Below are 19538 nucleotides of genomic sequence, written 5' to 3' on the forward strand. Positions count from 1 at the left end.
GAATGGGCTTTGTGGCCGCCCCTTGTGGGTAGGCCTCAATGCTATACCTTGTATAAGGCAGTTACTTTTTGAAGAAAAAACGCCCCACCCTACAGGATATTGCTGATCACGTAGGGGCTACCAAAATGACGGTAAGCCGCTGCCTGCGTGACCCTGAAACGGTCTCGGAAGGCCTGCGTGAACGCATCTTCTCGATTGCCGAACAGATTGGTTATATTCCCAATCGTGCACCGGATTTGCTCTCCCGAGCGACCAGCCACTCCATAGGGGTGCTGGTACCATCACTCACTAACCAAGTATTCGCCGACGTGATCCTTGGTATCGAAAAGCTAACGGAACCAGCGGGCTATCACCTGATGCTTTCTCACTATGGCTATAGCCCCGAGCTGGAAGAGCGCAGCTTGGCCTCGTTGCTCTCCTACAACGTTGACGGGGTGATTTTGTCAGACCGTGACCATACCCCGCGCAGCCTGCGTATGCTGGAAACAGCCGGCATCCCGATTGTGGAAATCATGGATACTCACCGCCCTCCGCTGCAGCAGGTGGTGGGCTACGATAACGTTCAAGCCGCGTATGACATGGTGAGTGAGATGATCAAACGCGGGCGGCGCCAAGTGATTTACCTGGCGGTGCGCTTGGATGAACGTACCCGCCAACGTGAGCATGGCTATCGCCAAGCCATGCAAGAGCACGACTTAACACCTGTTACGCTACAAAGCACTCAGCGCTCTTCTTACAGCGTGGGGGCGGCACTGCTGCAACAGGTGGTCGCTGATTACCCTGCAGCGGATGGTCTATTTTGCACCAACGATGATGTAGCGGTAGGCGCCTATTTCGAGTGTCTGCGGCGGGGGATTGACGTGCCTGGGCGGATGGCTCTAGCTGGCTTTCACGGCCACGATGTAGGCCAGGTGATGACCCCCCGGCTTGCCAGCGTGGTAACCCCGCGCCAAGCGATTGGTGAAGTGGCAGCGAAGGAATTGCTGGCGCGAATTCGTGGCGAGTCGCTGACCCGCCAAGTGGTTGATTTGGGCTATCGTATTGAAACAGGCATGACACTATAAGGTTCGTTTTCGAGTAGCCGCCAAGGCTGGGAGTGGCTAAAGTAGCCTTTTTCATTTGTCGCGAGGCCGCCGTGGAGATTACTCAACTCAACATCTACCCTGTTAAATCCTTACAAGGTATCAGCGTTAATCACAGCAAGCTGCAAGAGCATGGGTTAGCCTGGGATCGCCGCTGGATGCTGGTGGATGCACAGCAGCGTTTTGTTACCCAGCGCCAACTCCCGGCGCTCGCCACCGTTGAAGTTGCGCTGACCGACGAGTACTTGGTGCTGTCGCATTCCAATGTCGCGCCGTTGAACGTGCCGCTGGCCGAGCCAGAGGGGAATTTGCGCCTAGTTAGCGTATGGAATGACCAATGCAAGGCGCTGCCGGAGAGCGAAGAAGTATCGCGCTGGCTGCTCGCCGCCCTGGGCGAGCAGGCCCAGGGGCTTAGCATGGTTCGCTTTGCCAACGAGTTTACCCGAGCCGTTGAAGAGGATTTTCTGGACGGCGGGTCAGCGCATACCTACTTCTCCGATGGTTATCCTTTTTTGATCACCACCACGGGCTCATTAGATGCCCTTAATCAGGCCTTGATAGCGAAGGGGCAGGCACCTATCCCCATGAACCGCTTTCGGCCTAATATCGTGGTAAAGAGCGATGAAGCATGGGCTGAAGACCGCTGGGCTACCCTGACCGAGGCGAGCGGTACTTTTCAACTGGCACTGCGTAAGCCCTGTAAGCGTTGCAAAATCACCACCATTGATCAGCATACAGCGGCAGTGCCTGCCCCAGCAGAGCCGCTGAAAACGTTGATTGAGCTCAATACACAGCCCACCCAAAAGGGCGCGCACTTTGGCCAAAACGCCACGCTGCTCAAAGGCGCAAATAGCGTTATTAATGTGGGGGATAAACTGTCGGTAACAGCCCGCAGCGTCTAGATCGCCCACATGCCTATCGTTGAAGGTATGTTGTTTTTAATTAGTCAAGATGGGAGGTGTCATTAATTTAACGTTGACGCTTTTATAGGGAGTCTCTAGTGTCTTTGTTATTAGCATAATAGTTTTTTTACTCCGTGGGGAAGCGCTGTGGATCTCGCAACATTGATTGGCTTGGTAGGGGCTGCTGTATTAGTGGGCGCCGCTGTGATTATGGGCACCTCGCCAGAGGTGTTCATGAACCCTACGGGGCTGCTGCTTGTGGTGGGGGGGAGCCTATTTGTTGTATTGGCTAAGTTTAGTATTACGCAATTCAAGTTCGCCTTTAAAGCAGCGGCACGAGCTTTTAAGTTTCAACTGCCAAGTATTCAAGAGAGTATTGACGAGCTGGTCGAGTTGTCAAAAGTGGCGCGTCGAGAAGGTATGATCGCTCTTGAAAGCCGTGAAGTTAGTTCGCCATTTTTGCAGAAGGGGCTGCAAATGCTGGCCGACGGCTACAGTGTCGAGATGATAAGAGACATGATGGAAAAGGAGCGTCTGCTTACGTTAGAGCGTAATCAGGCGGGAGGGCAGGTATTTTCAGCGCTCGGTGAGGTGTCTCCTGCCATGGGCATGATTGGTACCTTGGTTGGTTTGGTGCAAATGCTTTCCAACATGGGCGACCCGTCACTCATTGGCCCTGCTATGGCTGTTGCTCTATTGACTACTTTGTACGGTGCGATGATTGCAACGATGATCGCGAGTCCTATCGCAGATAAGCTTTGGGTACGCATGAATCAAGAAGCCAAAATGCAGGAGCTGTGGATTGACGCAGTACTGGCCATTAAAAGCGATAAGAACCCGCGTGTCCTGGAGCAGATGTTGACAATATATCTGCCGCCAGAGCATCGCAGCGCGGCTGAAGCAGAAGCAAGCAATACCGCAGGCGAGCAGACGTAAAACATGGCGCAAAAACAGACCAACATCCCAGCCTGGATGATCACCTATGCCGACCTAATGTCACTGCTGCTGTGCTTTTTCGTGCTATTGCTATCGTTTGCTGAAATCGATGCAGAAAAGTTCCGCCGGGTGGCGGACGAATTGTCCAAAGCATTTGGCGTTCAGCGCGAAGTTGAAGCTATGCAAGTACCTATGGGAACCAGCGCGGTAAAACAGCATTTTTCCCCTGCGGTGCCTGACCGCACATTGATAGACGAGGTCCGTCAACAGACGACGCAGCAGAAGCCGCAGTTGGAATCAGTGCGAAACGTATTGGAAACCCAGCGGCACTCGCAAAGCCTCCAATTAGCTCAGAATGTTGAAAAGCTGCTTGAAACATCGTTGCCGGAGGGCGCGGCGGAGATTGATATCGATCAGTTCCGCGTGGTGGTGCGGATTTCCGAAAATGGCACCTTTGGGTCGGGGAATGCCACCGTTACTTCCGCTTTTGAGGACTTATTACAGTCGCTGGCAACCCTTTTGGCCGACGTGCCTGGGACGATTTCCATTGATGGGCATACTGATGATGTGCCTATCCGGACATCCCACTTCCGCAGTAATTGGGATCTTTCGGCAATGCGAGCCGCTTCAGTGGCCAACGTTCTCACTGCAACCGGTGCGCTTGCATCAGAGCGGCTAATCGTTCAAGGCTTCGCGGATACTAGGCCATTGGCCTCTAATTTGACCAACGAAGGCCGTGCCAAAAATCGCCGTGTCGAGCTGATGATCGATCTGGATGCCGCTATCGAAGAGCGAGGCGAGCGCTCGGTGGAGTCATTGCAACCTGTTTCATCCGTCCCTGTTGAGTCTGCCGAGACCGATCCATCGCCCTGATTTGGCATAAGCAGTTCGGCATAAGTAGTTCGGCATAAACAATGGAATCAGCTACGCTAGTAACTCGGTAATCGTAGTTACCGTGTCTTATCGGAGCTCTATCGATAAGCTAACTATCATAGGAAAGGAGAACAGTATGGATAGTAAAGCAAGTGCACGCTGGGAAGGTGGGTTAAAAGACGGTAAAGGCAATGTGTCTACTGAAAGCGGTGTATTAGATGCGGGCTACTCGTTTAAACAGCGCTTTGAAGGTGAGCCTGGTACTAACCCCGAAGAGCTGATTGGCGCAGCGCACGCCAGCTGCTTCTCAATGGCCCTGTCAATGATTTTGGGCGAGAAAGGCTATACCGCTGATTCTATCGAAACCAGTGCCAAAGTGACCCTTTCCCAAAGCGATGCCGGGTTTGATATCTCGAAAATTCACTTGGACGTTGTGGCTGAGATAAGCGGCGCCGACGATGCCGCTTTTCAGGAAGCCGCGGAAACGGCTAAAGCTAACTGCCCTGTTTCCAAGGTTCTTAATGCAGATATAAGTATGACGGCTAAATTAAAAGGCTGACGATAAGCTTTTTAATAGCTTACGTTTTTAATAGCTTACGTTTTTAATAGCATAAGTTATGGTGCCGCTGCATTGAATGATGTGGCGGCATTTTTATTGTTTTTTTTGATTTTTCAAAGAGTGTTAAATATAGTGCTGGCAATAAAAAAGCCTTGGCAAATGCCAAGGCTTTTCAGAGCTAATTAGCGCTTATTTTTCTTCGCTGCGGTTATACTCTTCAGCGGCTTCAAGTGCATCCTGTGATGCATTAACGGTAATGACGTAATCTTCGCCATTTTCATCTTTGGTTAGTTCAAGAGAGTCCCATTCGATGGCGACATTTTTTTCGCCCATACCGAGGAAACCGCCAACGCCGACGACAACAGCATTAATTTGACCATCTTCATCGATTACAAGGTCAGTAATGGTGCCGATATCTTCATCTTCTTCGACGCTGCTTTTGACTTGGTTGCCGGTTAACGCATCAGAATGGAAAGTACCTGCTGGCGTTTCAGTCAGGTAAGTCGCTTCCATGGTAGTGGTGTTTTCTTCGGCGTTAACAGTGCCTGCGGCGAACATAACGGCCGGTACCATGAGAGTACCTAGAATAGCGGGTTTGATCATTTTCATTTTGCTTGCTCCTTGCGATTTTATCGAGGCGTAACGACTCCGCGTAACAACCCAAATAAATCAATAGCGACGGTGTTAACTTTTCTTTGTGTCAGCGATGTCAACGTCGATGCTATTATTCCTGGTTGTGTTAATTGCGCCTCTGCATTTAATACATGGTATTTAATGCGTTGGCTTAATTAACGCTATCTTGCGCGTCACTGCGCTAAGATAGTTATTAGGTTAGTCGCTGTGCTCAGAAATACAACTGCTCAATGTGAAATTTTTTGGTAACAAGTTCGCTTTGGTCTCACGCCAAGCGGCTACAATGGCCCGCCGTGCGACAGTCTGTCGAGTTGACCTGTTCTCGCCCAGTGTTCATATTCATCTCCAAATGGCTCGCTTTTCATCCCCGTTTTGAGAAAAGTGAGGTCGCATAAAAAGGAGACCCCGTGACCATGACTTCCCACCCATTGCGGTATTTAAAACAGTTCTGCGTCAGCAGTGTTGCGCTTGGCGCGTGGCTGTTAGCCTCCAGCTCGGTGGCTGATGGTAGCGAGCTGCCCAAAGGCCATTTTTTACTGCCTGAAGAGGGCAATATGGTGGGCCAGGTGTATACCGTCACGGCGACCGAAGAGGATACGTTGCTGGATATTGCCCGGGCACACAACGTGGGCTACGAAGAAATTCGTATGGCCAATCCGGATACCAGCCTGTGGGTGCCGGGTGAGGGAACCGAGGTCACGATCCCCGGTCAGTTCATTCTGCCTGATGAGGCGCGAACCGGGATTGTCATCAACGTGGCGGAGCTGCGCCTTTATTATTACCCGGAGGTAGAGGCAGGCGAGACACCGCGTGTTGAGACTTACCCCATTGGTATTGGGCGAGATGCTTATAACACGCCGCTGGGGATTACTGAGACCACCATGCGACTTGAAAACCCGGCATGGTACCCACCTGAGTCGATTCGCCGTGAAGCCGCCGAGCGGGGTGACCCCGCGCCGGCCGTTGTTCCTCCTGGTGCTGATAATCCTCTAGGCCAGTACGCTATTTTGCTGGATATCCCTGGCTACCTGATTCATGGCACAAACCAGCCGGACGGCATTGGTATGCGTGCCAGTCGCGGCTGTATCCGCATGCATCCAGAAGATATTGAGTCCGTCTTCTGGCGGGTACCAGTGGGTACTCAGGTCAATATTATCGATTCGCCGATCAAAGTAGGCTGGAGTGAAAGCGGGAAAAATTACATCCAAGCATTTACCGCTACAGATGAGACCGCTTATGGGATGGATACGCTGCTAAACGTCGTTGGCTTGATTGAGCAGCATGAGGGTGGCCACTCCTCTAGCGTTAATTACGAACAGGTGCGAGAAGTGCTGGAGCAGGCTAACGGACAAATCGTCCCGCTTAGTTAGTCGGTTGGGGTTAGTCTATTGGGGAGCCTGTTGGGTGCCGAAAGCGCTAGCGAGCGGGATCTAGCACGCCACCCAGTGAGGCATTGCGCCTGAACCAGCCGGCGATGCTGGTACGTTGGCAGCGGGTAGGCAGCACTTCGTGGGGAATGGTTTCCGATAAGAAACAGGCGAAAGTGCCTGCTTCGGGTACTACCCGGGCGACTTCCTGGCTGGGGTCGTCCGGGTGGTAAATCACCATTTCACCGCCGCCGTCGCTTGGCCAGTTGGGCGTCAGATAACCGACGGTGGAGATCACACGGTTAGCGCGACCGCGAAAGCTATCCAGGTGGCGCTGATAAAAAGCCCCCGGCGGGTAGTGGGCAAAGTGGGCTTCGTACTCGAATAAGCCCAAAAAAAGCGCATGGTTGAGTGCCTGCTGTAGCTCACTCATGGCGTCCAGGTAACGCTTTTGGGCGGCGCTCTCGCGATCCAGCCAGTGAATAGCGTCGCCACGGATATCTTTACGCAGCAGGTGCTGCTGGCCCCGGCCAATCCCCGCTTCATCCAGACCGTTATAGGCCGCCCGGTGCAGAAGTTCGTGATTTAGCGCCTCGCATAGCCCAAGGTCGATCACCTCGCGGCCCACATACCAGCCTTGTTCAACCAGCGCATCCACAAGGGAGACCTGAGTTGCTGGCTGCAGGATAGGTAACGAAGTAGCAACACTGGGGGTCATTTGCTGGATCTCGATGGCGTCGGGCGAGAAGTGTTCGTAGAGGATTTTGAGAGCCGGCTGGTGCGTTCAGGGTAATGGCGGAGCGGCCCAGCAGGCCGCTGGTACAAATCAATCGGCATACCAAAACCTTCGGCCAGTAACTCAACTAGCATCATCGCCGAGAGCCCCCAGATAACGTGGCCGTCTACGTGGTAGCTGGGCACGTAGTGGGCAACGCCATCTACGGTAATCACATCGGTATGGGTACGGTGGTCGTCTAAAAAGTGACTCAGCGGTACTTCAAAAATGGCGTCTAGTTCGCCGGGGTCGGCAATCAGCGGTAAATCGGGTGGAATAATGCCGACCCAGGGGGTAACGCGAATACCGTGCAACGAAAGGACATCCGACAGCCGCCCCAGGGGTTGCACCAGACCGGGGTCGAGGGCAATCTCCTCTTCTGCCTCGCGCAGCGCTGTGGCGTAAAGGTCGCTATCGAAGGGCTCACGCTTGCCGCCTGGGAATGCCACCTGTCCGCTATGGGTGCTCAAATGGCTGGCCCGGCGGGTAAACAGTAAGGTAGGTGCTGGGCGTTCAACAATCGGCAATAGCACGGCTGCTTCGGGCATCACAATGTGATCCAAGCGTTGAGGCGTCAGTTGTTGCAGCTGTTTACGCAGTTTCTCTAACATGGGGCATCCCGTTACTTTGTTCTCTTTTACCCAGCAGCGGTCGTTGACGTCAAGCACGTCGAGGCTTCTATTCACTAGCCGTTGAGAATATGCGATGAACTTTTGCAGCCAGTGTGGTGATAAAGTACGTTTTGCCGTCCCGGAAGGCGATGACCGCCCGCGCTACCTGTGTGATGCCTGCGGCACGATTCACTATCAGAACCCACGCATTGTGGCCGGTACACTGCCTGTTAGCGGTAGTAAAGTGCTGCTCTGTAAGCGCGCTATTTCACCGCGCAAAGGCTACTGGACGCTGCCCGCTGGCTATATGGAAAATGCCGAATCAACCCAGCAGGCCGCTTCCAGAGAGACCCGTGAAGAGGCCTGTGCCGAAGTCGAACTGGCTAACCTCTATACCCTGATTGACCTGCCGCATATCAATCAGGTGTATATGATTTTTCGCGCCGAGTTAGTCGGTGGCTTCAGCGCCGGGCCGGAAAGCCTGGAGGTCGCGCTGTTTGAAGAGCATGAAATCCCCTGGGATGAGCTTGCCTTCATGACCATTGAACGCACGCTCAAACACTTTTACGCTGACCGCCCCCGTAATGAATTCCCGCTGCATATCAGCATGGTAACGCCTGAAGATCGCGAGCGTTACTTTGGCAGTGCGTAAGACATTAAAGATCGGGTTATAAATCTGCGAGCTGCCATACATCATAAGCGACTTCTTCGTAGGGGTGGGCAAGTTTCAAGGCCGCGATGGCGCCGTGAATATGCGCTTCATCGCACAGCAGCTCGACTTTGAACTCTTCGACCGTCTCTAAACTGCCCACTGAGCCTATATGCGGGTGGGCGCCTTCCGTGGGGCGAAACTGCCCCGTGCCACGGGTTTGAAAACAAACGTTTTCGTAGGCTCCCATGTGGCCGGCACCAGCTTCAAACACCGCCTGCTTGACGCTTTCGGCATTTTCTATGGGAACAAAAAAGGCGAGTTTATACATGCTGTACCTCCAAACGAACAATCCATTTTGTAAAGCGTAACGCTGGCTATGTTAGCGGATAGGCGACTACTGGTCGCGGGCTTAGCTTTGTATGATGATGCTTTTGTGACGTTTATCTACGACGGTTATCTATGACCGTTAGCCACGACTGATACGAGAGCCGCCCTATGGATAAATTTGAGGTAAAGCTTGATCAAGCGGCAAGAGCCGCCTGGATGTCCTATGTCGGTGGCATGACTCAGGATGAGATCGCCAGCCAGTTGGGTGTTTCGCGGCCAGGCGTGCAGCGCTTATTGGCGTTAGCTCGTCAGGAGGGGTTGGTAAAAGTGCATATAGATCACCCCATTTCTAACTGTATGGCGCTGGGCAGCGCGCTGCGTGATCACTTTGGCTTGACCTACTGTGAAGTGGTACCCGCCGATAACCATGCCGCTGACAGTGCCGCTTCCTACTTGGCGGTCGCGGCCGCTGAGCGCATTGCGCAACTGGTTGAGCGCAGCGAGCCATTGACGCTGTCGCTGGGCACCGGGCGTTCGGTGCGGGCAGCGGTAGAAGCGCTTAGTCGTGTCGAGCGGCCCCAGCACCGCTTTGTGTCGCTGGTGGGCAATGTCGCCCGGGATGGTTCGGCCAACCGCTACGATGCGGTGATGGTGATGGCGGATAAAACCGGCGGCGAACGCTTCTTACTGCCTGCACCGGTGGTCGCTGAATCACTGGCGGAAAAAGAGGCGATGTTGGCGCAGCGTCTCTTTAAAGCCATTGCTGATGTGGCGCGGGAGTCGGAAGCTGCTTTTATCGGCATTGGGCGCATTGACCGCCAGGCAACACTGTTTCAAGACCACTTTATTAGTGAAAGCGAGCTGGATGAATTGCTGGGCCTAAAAGCGGTAGGGGAGTTGCTTGGCTGGCCGCTTAACCGTGACGGAGAGGTGATTGACTGCTCGATAACGCGGCGAGTTACTAGCCTTCCTCTGGAGCGCTTTGGTAAGCACCACATGGTGGCCATTGCGGGAGGACACGAAAAAGCCTCGGCGATACATGCTGCGCTGCGCGGCGGCTGGCTAAAAGGCTTGGTTACCGACGAAGTAGCCGCACGGCAGATTGTTGAGGCACTATAAGTTGAGAAGGGTTGGCGTGGTTGCGCGTGCACTGCAACATGCGTCAAGAGTGATAAGTTAGCGTAAAGTCTAAGCCAATCGGCTTTGCTTTTTTTTGGCTTACGTACGATCATTTGTTCGATAGATGATCAATAAGATCAAGGCGACAACAATGCCAATACAAGCCCACTAGGAGTTCTTATGCGACTCGCACGTCACTTGCCCGTCTCCACGCTAGCGGCCGCCATTGCCATCTCAGGCCATGCCCAGGCGCAAACTGAAATTACCGTGGCCACGGTTAATAACAACGACATGGTGATCATGCAGAGCCTCACCGAGGCTTTCGAAGAAGCGCACCCCGATATCACCTTGGACTGGGTGGTGCTTGAGGAGAATGTGCTTCGTCAGCGCATGACTACTGATATTGCCACTGGTGGCGGCCAGTTTGACGTCATGACCATTGGTACTTACGAAGTGCCTATCTGGGCAGAGCGCGGCTGGCTGTCACCGCTGAATAGCTTGCCCGACGACTACAACGAAGACGATCTGTTGGCCTCCGTGCGCGATGGTTTGAGCCTGGAAGGCACCCTCCACGCGCTGCCGTTCTACGCCGAAAGCTCGATGATGTACTACCGTCAGGACCTGTTTGAGAAAGCGGGTATTGAGATGAGCGAGCAGCCCACCTGGGAAGAGGTGCGTGAGTGGGCAGGCGAGCTGCACGGCAGCGAAGACGGATTAGCGGGGATCTGCCTGCGCGGCAAACCTGGCTGGGGCGAAAATATGGCCTTCGTTTCCACCCTGGTGAACACCTACGGTGGCCGCTGGTTTGACGAGGAGTGGAACCCAGAACTCAACTCTGAGGCGTGGGTTAACGCTATCCAGTTTTATGTCGATTTGCTCAATGACTACGGCCCGCCAGGCGCAAGCTCCAACGGCTTTAACGAGAACCTGGCACTGTTCTCTCGTGGTAACTGTGCGATGTGGGTGGACGCCACCTCCGCAGCGGGCAAACTGTATGACGGCAATGAATCCGATGTGGCGGACAGCTTAGGCTTTGCCCCGGCACCGGTGGCTGAGACACCTAAAGGTTCACACTGGTTATGGTCATGGGCGTTAGCGATCCCGGCTTCTTCAGAGAACCAGGAAGCGGCGCTTGAGTTTATTACCTGGGCCACTTCGCAAGAGTACATTGAACTGGTCGGTGAAACCCAAGGCTGGACCAGCGTGCCGCCAGGCACCCGTGAGTCGACCTACGCCAATGAGCAGTACACCGAAGCAGCCCCCTTTGCTGACTTCGTGTTAAAGGCTATTCAGGACGCCGACCCCACCGACTCTACTCTGGAACCTAACCCCTACGTGGGCGTTCAGTTCGTCGGCATTCCAGAGTTTCAGTCGATCGGCACCCAGGTTGGCCAAACCATTGCCGCGGCGCTAACCGGTGACACCACGGTGGAACAGGCGCTAGACAGTGCCCAGCGCGCCACTGAGCGCACCATGCAGCGGGCTGGTTATCTAGACTGATGGCCGCAATGCCTGCCTTGACTAGCCAGGCAGGCATTGTCCCCACACTGTTTCTGCAGGTATTCCCATGACTAAAACTCGCGCTTCCGGCCGTACCGTCGGCGGGCTACGGACGCTGTCGCTGCAAGCGCCGGCCGTGACGCTACTGCTGCTATGGATGATTGTGCCGTTAGGCATGACGCTATGGTTCTCCTTTCAGTATTACAACCTGCTAATGCCCGGTATGACCGGCTTTGCCGGGTTGGAAAACTATCAATACCTTCTCACTGACCCAGCCCTTTGGGCCGCCATGGGCAACACGCTGCTGCTGGTGGGCTGGGTGCTGGCGATTACCATAGTAGGTGGCACCCTACTGGCGGTGCTGTTCCAGCAGGAATTCGCCGGGCGCGGGATCGCGCGCGTGCTGGCGATCTCGCCATTTTTTGTGATGCCCACCGTGAGTGCGCTGGTGTGGAAAAACATGATGATGCACCCCTCTAACGGGGTACTGGCGTGGCTTGCTGAGTCCATCGGTCTGCCAGCTGTCGACTGGTTCTCCTCGCTGCCGCTGACCTCGATTGTGATCATCGTGGCCTGGCAGTGGCTACCGTTTGCGCTGCTGATTCTGCTCACTGCGATGCAGTCGCTGGATGAGGATCAAGTGGAGGCCGCCAGAATGGATGGGGCAGGGCCAGTGGCGATCTTCTTCTTTATTACGCTGCCGCACCTAAAGCGTGCCATCAGTGTGGTGATCATGATTGAGATGATCTTCCTGCTGACTATTTTTGCCGAGATTTTTGTCACTACCTCCGGTGGCCCAGGCTTGGCGACCACCAATCTGGCCTACCTGATTTACATTCGTGCGCTGCTGGATTTTGACGTCGGCACTGCCTCCGCCGGTGGGGTGATCGCGATCATCCTCGCCAATATCGTGGCGATCTTCCTGGTTCGGATGGTGGCCAAAAACCTGGAAGAGTAGACCGGCACTTGTCTCCTGGGAGTACTTCGATGACTACCTTAAGTTCCAAAACTGCCGCGCCCCGATCAGTGTCGGGATGGCGGTCGGCGCAAAGCAAGCGAGCCATCATAGCGGTGCTGGGCTGGTCGGTGGCGCTGGTGATCTTCTTTCCGATTTTCTGGATGATCCTAACCGGCTTTAAAACCGAAACCGCGGCGATTGCCGATCCCACGCTAATTTTTTCGCCCACCCTGGAAAGCTATCAGGCGGTACACGCGCGCTCAGGCTATACCCGATTTGCACTCAACAGCGTAGCGGTGGCGTTTGGTTCAACGTTCTTCGCGCTGTTAATTGCGATTCCTTCAGCCTACGCCATGGCTTTTTTGCCGACTAAACGCACTAAGGGCACCTTGCTGTGGATGCTCTCAACCAAAATGCTGCCCTCGGTGGGTGTGCTGGTGCCGATTTACCTGATCTTTCGCGACGTTGGGCTGCTCGACACCCGCACCGGGCTGATTATTGTCTATACGCTGATGAATCTACCGATTGTGGTGTGGATGCTTTACACCTTCTTTAAAGATATGCCTAAAGACATTCTTGAAGCGGGGCGGATGGACGGTGCCTCGACGCTGCAGGAAGTGTGCTTTCTGCTGCTGCCACTAACGCTGCCGGGCATCGCCTCAACGGGCCTGCTCTCGGTGATTTTGAGTTGGAACGAGGCATTCTGGAGTCTCAACCTAACGACCTCAAAAGCCGCGCCGTTAACCGCTTATATCGCCTCCTTCTCAAGCCCTGAGGGGCTGTTCTGGGCCAAGCTGTCAGCCGCATCCACCATGGCCATTGCGCCCATTTTGATACTCGGTTGGATGACCCAAAAACAGATGGTACGTGGCCTGACCTTTGGCGCCGTCAAGTAAAGGATATTCCTCATGGCAACACTACAACTTCACAATATTACCAAGCGTTTTGGCGACACCGAGGTGATCAAGGGTATCGACCTTGAGGTCAATGACCGCGAATTTGTGGTCTTCGTTGGCCCCTCCGGCTGCGGTAAATCGACATTGATGCGCATGATTGCCGGGCTGGAAAGTGCGACTGACGGCGATATTTTGATCGACGGCCAGCGGATCAATGACGTCGGCCCAGCCGATCGCGGCCTCGCCATGGTGTTTCAGAGCTACGCGCTCTACCCGCATATGACAGTAGAGGGCAACATGGGCTTCAGCATGCGTCTTGCGGGCGTACCCAAAGAGGAGCGCCGGGCCAAGGTGCTGGAAGCAGCCAAAATTCTGCAGCTAGAGCCGCTGCTGGATCGCAAGCCCAAAGCACTTTCCGGCGGTCAGCGTCAGCGGGTGGCGATCGGCCGCGCGATTGTGCGTAACCCCAGTATCTTCCTGTTCGACGAGCCGCTTTCCAATCTGGATGCCGCACTGCGGGTGCAGATGCGCATTGAGCTTGCGCGCCTGCACGACGAGCTTGACGCCACCATGATCTACGTTACCCACGACCAGATCGAAGCGATGACCATGGCGGATAAAATCGTTGTCCTCCACGACGGTGTGGTCGAGCAGGTGGGCTCACCCATGGCGCTCTACCACCATCCGCGTAATCGCTTTGTGGCGGGATTTATTGGCTCGCCGAAAATGAATTTTCTACCGGTAACGTTGACCGGAGTGTCGCCTGACGGGGTGGTCATTCGATTACCTGGCGGCGGCGAGCGCAGTGTGCCGGCCGAGGGGCAGCACCTGGAAGCCAATGCCCCCCTTGAGCTGGGTGTTCGCCCCGAACACTTAGTGCTCGATGAGCAGGGGCCGTTGAGTGGGCAGATCAAAGTGCTTGAGCGCCTCGGCGGTCAAACCTCGCTCTACGTCCAAATGGACGATGAACTCATCACGATTATGGCCGATGGCGATGTGGCCTACCGGGTCAACGATACGGTGCGTTTTGGTTTTGCCCCCGAGCGCGCCCACCTGTTTGACGCTGGCGGCCTGGCTCTGCAGAGCCTGCAACAGCACCCGTTGGCAGGGCTAACCCGTCACGATAACCGCGCCCCTGGCTCGCCTTCTGAGGAGCCCGCATGAGGACACTTATCTTTGACTGTGATGGCGTGCTGGTCGACAGCGAGGCGCTGGCGGAAGGCACGTTGGTGGAGTACCTCTCCCGCTGGCTGCCCGATCTGAATATCGACCAGGAGCTGGGTCAAGCGCTAGGTATGACTACAGCGGCTATTCTCGCTCATCTCGAAGCATTAAGCGCTCACACGCTGCCACTGGATGCCACCGAGCAGGTGGATACCGCCATTGAGGCGCGCTTGGAGAGGGAACTCAAAGCCATCGAGGGAGCCGATAAGGCGATTCGTGGCATTAGCCTGGAAAAGGCCGTGGTTTCCAACAGCCGCCGTAGCCGCGTGGTGGCATCACTGGCGAGCACGCGCTTGGCCGAGGCGTTCGGCGAGGTACCCATTTTTACCGCTGAGCAAGTCGCCAACCCCAAGCCTGACCCTGCGCTCTATCGCTTGGCAGCCTCTCAGTTAGGCCAAGTGCCGCGAGATTGCCTGGTAGTGGAAGACAGCGTGGCCGGCGTCACCGCCGCCCATGCCGCAGGGATGTGTGTGATTGGTTTTGTCGGTGCTAGCCATGTGGATGCAGAGCAATCGGCGCGCCTTACTCAAGCCGGTGCCTGGCGCATTTTAGAGCATATGCACGGCCTGGAAGCCTTGGTGGATGAGTGGCAAAGCAGAGGCCAATAACCTGCCTAATACAGCATTCTATGTAACAGCGAGAACATTAAGATGAAACTAAACAATAAAATCGCGGTGATTACCGGAGGCGCTCGGGGTATCGGTTTAGCCATTGCCCAGCGCTATTTAAGCGAAGGCGCTAGCGTGGTGGTGGCCGATATTGATAGTGCTGCCATTGAAACCGCCGTGGCAATACTGGGCCAGCAAGCCCGCGCTGAAAAAGTCATGGGCATTGAGCTGAACGTCTGCCACCAAGCCTCAATTGACGCCATGGTGGACGCAGTAACCCGCCGTTTTGGCGGCATCGATATCTTAGTTAATAACGCCGCTATCTTTGATATGGCACCGGTGCTTGAGGTGACCGAAGCGAGCTTCGACAAACAATTTGCGGTGAATACCAAAGGCATGTTTTTTACCCTGCAGGCGGTGGCCCGTTCGATGGTGAACCGCGGGCAAGGCGGCAAAATTATCAATATGGCCTCCCAGGCAGGTCGCCGCGGTGAAGCGCTGGTAAGCGTTTACTGCGCCAGTAAAGCCGCGGTTATCAGCCTGACCCAATCCAGCGGTTTGGATCTCATCAAACACCGCATCAACGTCAACGGCATCGCCCCCGGCGTGGTGGATACGCCGATGTGGGAAGAAGTCGATGCGCTGTTTGCCCGTTATGAAAACCGCCCGCTTGGCGAGAAAAAACGACTGGTGGGCGAAGCGGTGCCGTTCGGGCGTATGGGGCTACCGGAGGATCACACCGGTGCGGCAGTGTTTTTGGCCAGCCAGGACAGTGACTACGTGGTCGCCCAGACGCTTAATGTCGATGGCGGCAACTGGATGAGCTGAGGTCTCTATGAGCCCTGATCTTGATACCTTAGCCGATCAGATTATTGGCGCCGCCGAAGGCGCCTCGCGCTACCTGGTAGCGCTGGCCGGGCCGCCAGGGGCGGGTAAATCTTATCGCAGCGCCCAGCTCTGCGATGCCATTAATTTACGCCTGCCAGGCCAAGCTGGGCTAGTGCCCATGGATGGCTACCACTTCGACAACGCCGTGTTGGGCGAGCAGCAGGTGCCAGTCAAAGGGGCACCCCACACCTTTGATGTGGAGGGCCTGCGCTGCGACCTTGAACGCATCCGCCAAGCTAATCACACGGTAGCGGTGCCGGTGTTTGATCGCCCGCTGGATTTAGCTCGTGCTGGTGGACGCCTGATCACCCTTGAACATCGCATCGTGATTGTCGAGGGCAACTACCTACTGCTTGACCGCTCCCCTTGGCGTGAACTGCGCCCGCTGTTCGATTGGACGCTGTTTATAGATGTCGACGATGTCGTGCTGGTTGATCGGCTGATCAATCGTTGGCTCGAAATGGGCCAGGATCGCACTGGGGCGCTGGAGCGTACCCACCATAAAGATATGCTCAACGCGCAGTTAGTGAAAAGTTGCTGTTTACCGCCTGACCAGCGCTGGCGCTAGTGCTCGGATATCGCCTTTATCCGCTTTTATTCACCCAATCGCGCCAAGTAGGCCTTGGCTGGAGAGTCCCATGACCCGTCTTAACAATCACAACCTGGGCACGCTAACCGACGATGTTGCCAAACCAAACTATGACCGCAAAACGCTTACCCCCGGTATTGTGCATATCGGCGTAGGCGGCTTTCACCGCGCCCACCAAGCGATGTACCTGGATACGCTGATGAACCAGGGCGAAGCGCTGGACTGGGGCATCGTGGGCGTAGGCGTGATGCCCGGCGATAAACGCATGCAGCAGGCGCTGGCAGCGCAGGATCATCTCTACACCCTGGTGGTCAAACACCCGGACGGCCAGCACCAACCAAGAGTCATTGGCAGCATAGTGAATTACCTGTTTGCACCGGAAGAGACCGAGACGGTGATCGAGCAGATGGCCGATCCGACGATCCGTATTGTGTCGCTGACGGTGACCGAAGGCGGTTACAACTTTCACCCGGTGAGCGGCGAGTTCGATCTCGAAAACCCTCAGGTCGAGGCTGATCTTGCTAATCCCACTCAGCCCACCACCAGCTTCGGGCTGGTAGTAGAAGCACTTGCCCGCCGCCGTGCCCGAGGCATTGCACCGTTTACCGTGATGTCCTGCGATAATATTCAGGGCAACGGGGATGTGGCCAAACGCATGTTCGGTGCCTACGCCCAGGCGCGGGATGCCGAGTTAGGCGACTGGCTGGCAGCCGAGGTGGCGTTTCCCAATGCCATGGTGGATCGTATTACCCCAGTGACGTCGACCACGGATATTGATGAGCTGAGTCAGCGCTTTGGGGTAGAGGACGCTTGGCCGGTGGTCTGTGAACCCTTCACCCAGTGGGTGTTGGAAGATCACTTTCCGCTGGGTCGCCCTGCGTTTGAAAAGGTCGGTGTGCAAGTGGTTGAGGATGTCGAGCCCTACGAGTTGATGAAGCTGCGTCTGCTTAATGCCAGCCATCAGGCGCTGACCTATTTTGGCTATTTAGCCGGATACCGCTACGCCCACGAGGTGTGTCAGGATTCGCTGTTCGTCGATTTTTTACTGGGCTATATGCGCGAAGAGGGCACGCCCACTCTGGCGCCAGTGCCAGGGGTCGATCTTGAAAACTACCGTTTAACGCTGATTGAGCGTTTCGCCAACCCGCAGATCAAAGATACTTTGGCGCGACTCTGCGCCGAGAGTTCTGATCGTATTCCCAAATGGCTGGTGCCGGTGATTCGCCAGCAGTTGGCTCAGGACGGCGAGATAGAACGCAGCGCTGCGGTGGTGGCCAGCTGGGCACGTTACGCCGAGGGGGTAGACGAGCAGGGCGAGCCGATTGAAATCGTCGATCGTTTAAAAGCACCGTTAATGGCAATTGCCGCTGAGAACCGCGCTCGCCCCACGGCGTTTATCGAGAACCGCGAGCTGTTTGGCGACTTAATCGACGCTCCGCGTTTTGTTGAAGCCTACTTAAGCGCCCTGAAGTCACTGCACGAACGTGGCGCACGCGCTACGCTAGAAGGTCTGGCGGCATCTAAGGGGACGTTGTGATGTATATCGGGGTAGATTGCGGTACTCAGAGCACCAAGGTAGTGGTGTTAGACGTTGAACAGGGCAAAATACTCGCTGAAGCAAGCCGTGGTCATCACCTGGATGAAGGTGAAAATGGTCGCCGCGAGCAGTCACCTGCTGAGTGGCTGGCGGCCCTGAAAGAGGCGTTTTTTGCTGCCCTCGACAAAACGGGTGTCTCGGCGAGCCAAGTGCTCGGCATCGGCGTTTCCGGCCAGCAGCACGGAATGGTGGCGCTCGATGGCGACGGTGTGCCGGTCTACCCCGCCAAACTGTGGTGCGACACCGAAACCAGCGCCCAGAACGCCGATTTAGTCGCCCGTTTGGGCGGCGAAGCGGGATGCTTGGAGAAGCTGGGGCTGGTACTGCAAACCGGCTACACCGCCTCTAAAGTTGCTTGGCTGCGCGAACAGCACCCGGCTGCGTATCGGCGAATCGAGAGCCTGCTGCTACCCCACGACTACCTCAATTTCTGGCTTACCGGAGAACGCGTCACCGAAGCGGGCGACGCCTCCGGCACCGGCTACTTCGATACCCGCAAGCGCTGCTGGCAGTTAGACGTATTTGCTGAAATGGCCCCCGAATTAGATCCGGCGCGAGTATTGCCCCGGGTGCTGGAAGCCCATGAGTCGGTAGGTGTTGTGTGCCCAGCGGTCGCTCGGGAACTTGGGCTGGGCGATCAGGTGGTGGTCTCCTCCGGCGGTGGCGACAATATGCTCGGCGCCATTGGCACTGGCAATATTACCCCAGGGCTGATTACGCTGAGTTTGGGCACCTCCGGCACCGTATGCGCTTACTCGGCTACTCCCGTTGAGTGCGACAGCGCCATGGTCGCCAACTTCTGCTCCAGCACCGGCGGCTGGTTGCCGCTAATCTGCACGATGAATGTCACCTCGGCCACTACTCGGGTACGCGAGCTGTTTGGTTTAGACTTGGTGGCTTTTGGCGAGAAAGTGGCCAGCGCGCCCATAGGCGCTGAGGGTGTTACCGTACTGCCATTTTTCAACGGTGAGCGGGTACCCATGCTGCCGGATGCCTCAGCGGACTTCCTCGGCCTGACCAGTCTTAATACCACCCAGGCTAATCTATGCCGGGCGGTGGTGGAGGGGGCCACTTTCGGGCTACGCTATGGGCTGGAATTGCTGGGTGATTTAACCGCCGGGGCCAGTCAGATTCGGCTGATCGGTGGCGGCGCTAACAGCCCCGTATGGCGACAGATGGTGGCGGATATTACCGACACCCAGGTGATTTGCCCCGAGATTACCGACGCGGCAGCCCTGGGCGCTGCGATACAGGCGGCTTGGTGCGACCAGCGTGCGGAGGGCGTGACGCTAGAAGCGCTGTGCGAGCGCTTGGTTCATCTGGACGCCCAGTCGCTGGCCGACCCCCATCCGGAACGGGTGGCCGCCTACCAACCGATTTATGCGCGCTACTGCGCAGCACTTGAACAACGCCATGACGGCGTAAAGTGATTATTAAGCATT

The 19538-nt window shown here is 55.7% G+C and carries 21 protein-coding genes; 17 read left to right on the top strand and 4 right to left on the bottom strand.

Annotated features, from left to right (window positions below):
• The first annotated feature begins 68 nt into the window (after nt 1-68).
• The 5 genes from gntR (at nt 69) to A6R74_RS11485 (ending at nt 4352) form a co-directional block, all read left to right on the top strand.
• A complete protein-coding gene (gntR, locus tag A6R74_RS11465; protein ID WP_064234619.1) occupies nt 69-1064 on the top strand; it encodes a gluconate operon transcriptional repressor GntR in 996 nt (331 codons plus the stop codon).
• 71 nt (nt 1065-1135) lie between these two features.
• Nucleotides 1136-1984 carry an MOSC domain-containing protein gene (locus A6R74_RS11470; protein WP_064234666.1) on the top strand — a complete coding sequence of 283 codons (849 nt, stop codon included), beginning with the start codon at nt 1136-1138 and terminating at the stop codon, nt 1982-1984.
• A 147-nt stretch (nt 1985-2131) separates the two neighbouring features.
• Nucleotides 2132-2920 carry a MotA/TolQ/ExbB proton channel family protein gene (locus tag A6R74_RS11475; RefSeq protein WP_064234620.1) on the top strand — a complete coding sequence of 263 codons (789 nt, stop codon included), beginning with the start codon at nt 2132-2134 and terminating at the stop codon, nt 2918-2920.
• A 3-nt stretch (nt 2921-2923) separates the two neighbouring features.
• The gene (locus A6R74_RS11480; protein ID WP_064234621.1) at nt 2924-3793 is read left to right on the top strand and encodes a flagellar motor protein MotB; all 870 of its coding nucleotides are present in this window, start codon (nt 2924-2926) and stop codon (nt 3791-3793) included.
• Nucleotides 3794-3929: 136 nt separating this feature from the next.
• The gene (locus tag A6R74_RS11485) at nt 3930-4352 is read left to right on the top strand and encodes an OsmC family protein (RefSeq protein WP_064234622.1); all 423 of its coding nucleotides are present in this window, start codon (nt 3930-3932) and stop codon (nt 4350-4352) included.
• Nucleotides 4353-4541: 189 nt separating this feature from the next.
• On the opposite strand, the gene A6R74_RS11490 is transcribed toward A6R74_RS11485, so the two are convergent.
• Nucleotides 4542-4961, bottom strand: coding sequence for a PRC-barrel domain-containing protein (locus tag A6R74_RS11490; RefSeq protein ID WP_064234623.1), 420 nt, complete (start codon nt 4959-4961; stop codon nt 4542-4544).
• A gap of 437 nt (nt 4962-5398) precedes the next feature.
• Here A6R74_RS11490 and A6R74_RS11495 point away from each other — a divergent pair, with 437 nt between their 5' ends.
• A complete protein-coding gene (locus tag A6R74_RS11495; RefSeq protein ID WP_064234624.1) occupies nt 5399-6355 on the top strand; it encodes a L,D-transpeptidase family protein in 957 nt (318 codons plus the stop codon).
• 46 nt (nt 6356-6401) lie between these two features.
• On the opposite strand, the gene A6R74_RS11500 is transcribed toward A6R74_RS11495, so the two are convergent.
• Both A6R74_RS11500 and A6R74_RS11505 read right to left on the bottom strand, forming a co-directional pair.
• Nucleotides 6402-7070, bottom strand: a complete 669-nt coding sequence (locus tag A6R74_RS11500) for a 2OG-Fe(II) oxygenase (RefSeq protein ID WP_064234625.1) — start codon at nt 7068-7070, stop codon at nt 6402-6404.
• Nucleotides 7067-7738, bottom strand: a complete 672-nt coding sequence (locus tag A6R74_RS11505) for a CoA pyrophosphatase (protein WP_205634182.1) — start codon at nt 7736-7738, stop codon at nt 7067-7069. Before A6R74_RS11505 ends, A6R74_RS11500 begins: the two co-directional genes overlap by 4 nt.
• Nucleotides 7739-7832: 94 nt before the next feature.
• On the opposite strand from A6R74_RS11505, the gene A6R74_RS11510 reads away from it, so the two are divergent.
• Complete coding sequence (locus A6R74_RS11510; protein ID WP_022520502.1) at nt 7833-8390, top strand: NUDIX hydrolase; 558 nt, start codon at nt 7833-7835, stop codon at nt 8388-8390.
• A gap of 16 nt (nt 8391-8406) precedes the next feature.
• Here the strand turns inward: A6R74_RS11510 and A6R74_RS11515 are convergent, their stop codons facing one another.
• Entirely contained in the window at nt 8407-8718 is a 312-nt protein-coding gene (locus A6R74_RS11515; protein ID WP_064234627.1) for a hypothetical protein, read from the bottom strand.
• Nucleotides 8719-8885: 167 nt separating this feature from the next.
• Here A6R74_RS11515 and A6R74_RS11520 point away from each other — a divergent pair, with 167 nt between their 5' ends.
• The 10 genes from A6R74_RS11520 (at nt 8886) to xylB (ending at nt 19526) form a co-directional block, all read left to right on the top strand.
• A complete protein-coding gene (locus A6R74_RS11520; protein WP_064234628.1) occupies nt 8886-9836 on the top strand; it encodes a sugar-binding transcriptional regulator in 951 nt (316 codons plus the stop codon).
• A gap of 180 nt (nt 9837-10016) precedes the next feature.
• Nucleotides 10017-11336, top strand: coding sequence for an ABC transporter substrate-binding protein (locus tag A6R74_RS11525; protein ID WP_064234629.1), 1320 nt, complete (start codon nt 10017-10019; stop codon nt 11334-11336).
• A 67-nt stretch (nt 11337-11403) separates the two neighbouring features.
• Nucleotides 11404-12294 (top strand): carbohydrate ABC transporter permease, encoded by an 891-nt coding sequence (locus A6R74_RS11530; RefSeq protein ID WP_064234630.1) that lies wholly within the window; start codon nt 11404-11406, stop codon nt 12292-12294.
• Between the two features lie 29 nt (nt 12295-12323).
• The gene (locus A6R74_RS11535; RefSeq protein WP_064234631.1) at nt 12324-13190 is read left to right on the top strand and encodes a carbohydrate ABC transporter permease; all 867 of its coding nucleotides are present in this window, start codon (nt 12324-12326) and stop codon (nt 13188-13190) included.
• Nucleotides 13191-13202: 12 nt separating this feature from the next.
• On the top strand, nt 13203-14354 hold the full coding sequence (locus tag A6R74_RS11540) for an ABC transporter ATP-binding protein (RefSeq protein ID WP_064234632.1): 1152 nt from the start codon (nt 13203-13205) through the stop codon (nt 14352-14354).
• Nucleotides 14351-15022, top strand: coding sequence for an HAD family hydrolase (locus A6R74_RS11545; protein WP_064234633.1), 672 nt, complete (start codon nt 14351-14353; stop codon nt 15020-15022). The genes A6R74_RS11540 and A6R74_RS11545 overlap by 4 nt, the downstream gene beginning before the upstream one ends.
• Nucleotides 15023-15064: 42 nt before the next feature.
• Nucleotides 15065-15850, top strand: a complete 786-nt coding sequence (locus A6R74_RS11550) for an L-iditol 2-dehydrogenase (RefSeq protein WP_064234634.1) — start codon at nt 15065-15067, stop codon at nt 15848-15850.
• 7 nt (nt 15851-15857) lie between these two features.
• Entirely contained in the window at nt 15858-16478 is a 621-nt protein-coding gene (locus A6R74_RS11555; protein WP_064234635.1) for a nucleoside/nucleotide kinase family protein, read from the top strand.
• A gap of 70 nt (nt 16479-16548) precedes the next feature.
• Nucleotides 16549-18036: a mannitol dehydrogenase family protein gene (locus tag A6R74_RS11560; RefSeq protein ID WP_064234636.1), complete on the top strand. Its 1488-nt coding sequence runs from the start codon at nt 16549-16551 to the stop codon at nt 18034-18036.
• Nucleotides 18036-19526 (top strand): xylulokinase, encoded by a 1491-nt coding sequence (gene xylB / locus A6R74_RS11565; protein ID WP_064234637.1) that lies wholly within the window; start codon nt 18036-18038, stop codon nt 19524-19526. Before A6R74_RS11560 ends, xylB begins: the two co-directional genes overlap by 1 nt.
• Nucleotides 19527-19538: the final 12 nt, after the last annotated feature.

Origin of the sequence: Halomonas sp. ALS9 (assembly GCF_001651035.1) — a bacterium.
In the GTDB taxonomy this organism is placed as follows: domain Bacteria; phylum Pseudomonadota; class Gammaproteobacteria; order Pseudomonadales; family Halomonadaceae; genus Vreelandella.

Bases quoted from the DNA above. Each gene is read 5' to 3' on its own strand.
- A6R74_RS11480 (WP_064234621.1), top strand. From the start codon at position 2,924: ATGGCGCAAAAACAGACCAACATCCCAGCCTGGATGATCACCTATGCC.
- A6R74_RS11485 (WP_064234622.1), top strand. From the start codon at position 3,930: ATGGATAGTAAAGCAAGTGCACGCTGGGAAGGTGGGTTAAAAGACGGT.
- A6R74_RS11490 (WP_064234623.1), bottom strand. From the start codon at position 4,961: ATGAAAATGATCAAACCCGCTATTCTAGGTACTCTCATGGTACCGGCC.
- A6R74_RS11495 (WP_064234624.1), top strand. From the start codon at position 5,399: ATGACTTCCCACCCATTGCGGTATTTAAAACAGTTCTGCGTCAGCAGT.
- A6R74_RS11500 (WP_064234625.1), bottom strand. From the start codon at position 7,070: ATGACCCCCAGTGTTGCTACTTCGTTACCTATCCTGCAGCCAGCAACT.
- A6R74_RS11505 (WP_205634182.1), bottom strand. From the start codon at position 7,738: ATGTTAGAGAAACTGCGTAAACAGCTGCAACAACTGACGCCTCAACGC.
- A6R74_RS11510 (WP_022520502.1), top strand. From the start codon at position 7,833: ATGAACTTTTGCAGCCAGTGTGGTGATAAAGTACGTTTTGCCGTCCCG.
- A6R74_RS11515 (WP_064234627.1), bottom strand. From the start codon at position 8,718: ATGTATAAACTCGCCTTTTTTGTTCCCATAGAAAATGCCGAAAGCGTC.
- A6R74_RS11520 (WP_064234628.1), top strand. From the start codon at position 8,886: ATGGATAAATTTGAGGTAAAGCTTGATCAAGCGGCAAGAGCCGCCTGG.
- A6R74_RS11525 (WP_064234629.1), top strand. From the start codon at position 10,017: ATGCGACTCGCACGTCACTTGCCCGTCTCCACGCTAGCGGCCGCCATT.
- A6R74_RS11530 (WP_064234630.1), top strand. From the start codon at position 11,404: ATGACTAAAACTCGCGCTTCCGGCCGTACCGTCGGCGGGCTACGGACG.
- A6R74_RS11535 (WP_064234631.1), top strand. From the start codon at position 12,324: ATGACTACCTTAAGTTCCAAAACTGCCGCGCCCCGATCAGTGTCGGGA.
- A6R74_RS11540 (WP_064234632.1), top strand. From the start codon at position 13,203: ATGGCAACACTACAACTTCACAATATTACCAAGCGTTTTGGCGACACC.
- A6R74_RS11545 (WP_064234633.1), top strand. From the start codon at position 14,351: ATGAGGACACTTATCTTTGACTGTGATGGCGTGCTGGTCGACAGCGAG.
- A6R74_RS11550 (WP_064234634.1), top strand. From the start codon at position 15,065: ATGAAACTAAACAATAAAATCGCGGTGATTACCGGAGGCGCTCGGGGT.
- A6R74_RS11555 (WP_064234635.1), top strand. From the start codon at position 15,858: ATGAGCCCTGATCTTGATACCTTAGCCGATCAGATTATTGGCGCCGCC.
- A6R74_RS11560 (WP_064234636.1), top strand. From the start codon at position 16,549: ATGACCCGTCTTAACAATCACAACCTGGGCACGCTAACCGACGATGTT.
- xylB (WP_064234637.1), top strand. From the start codon at position 18,036: ATGTATATCGGGGTAGATTGCGGTACTCAGAGCACCAAGGTAGTGGTG.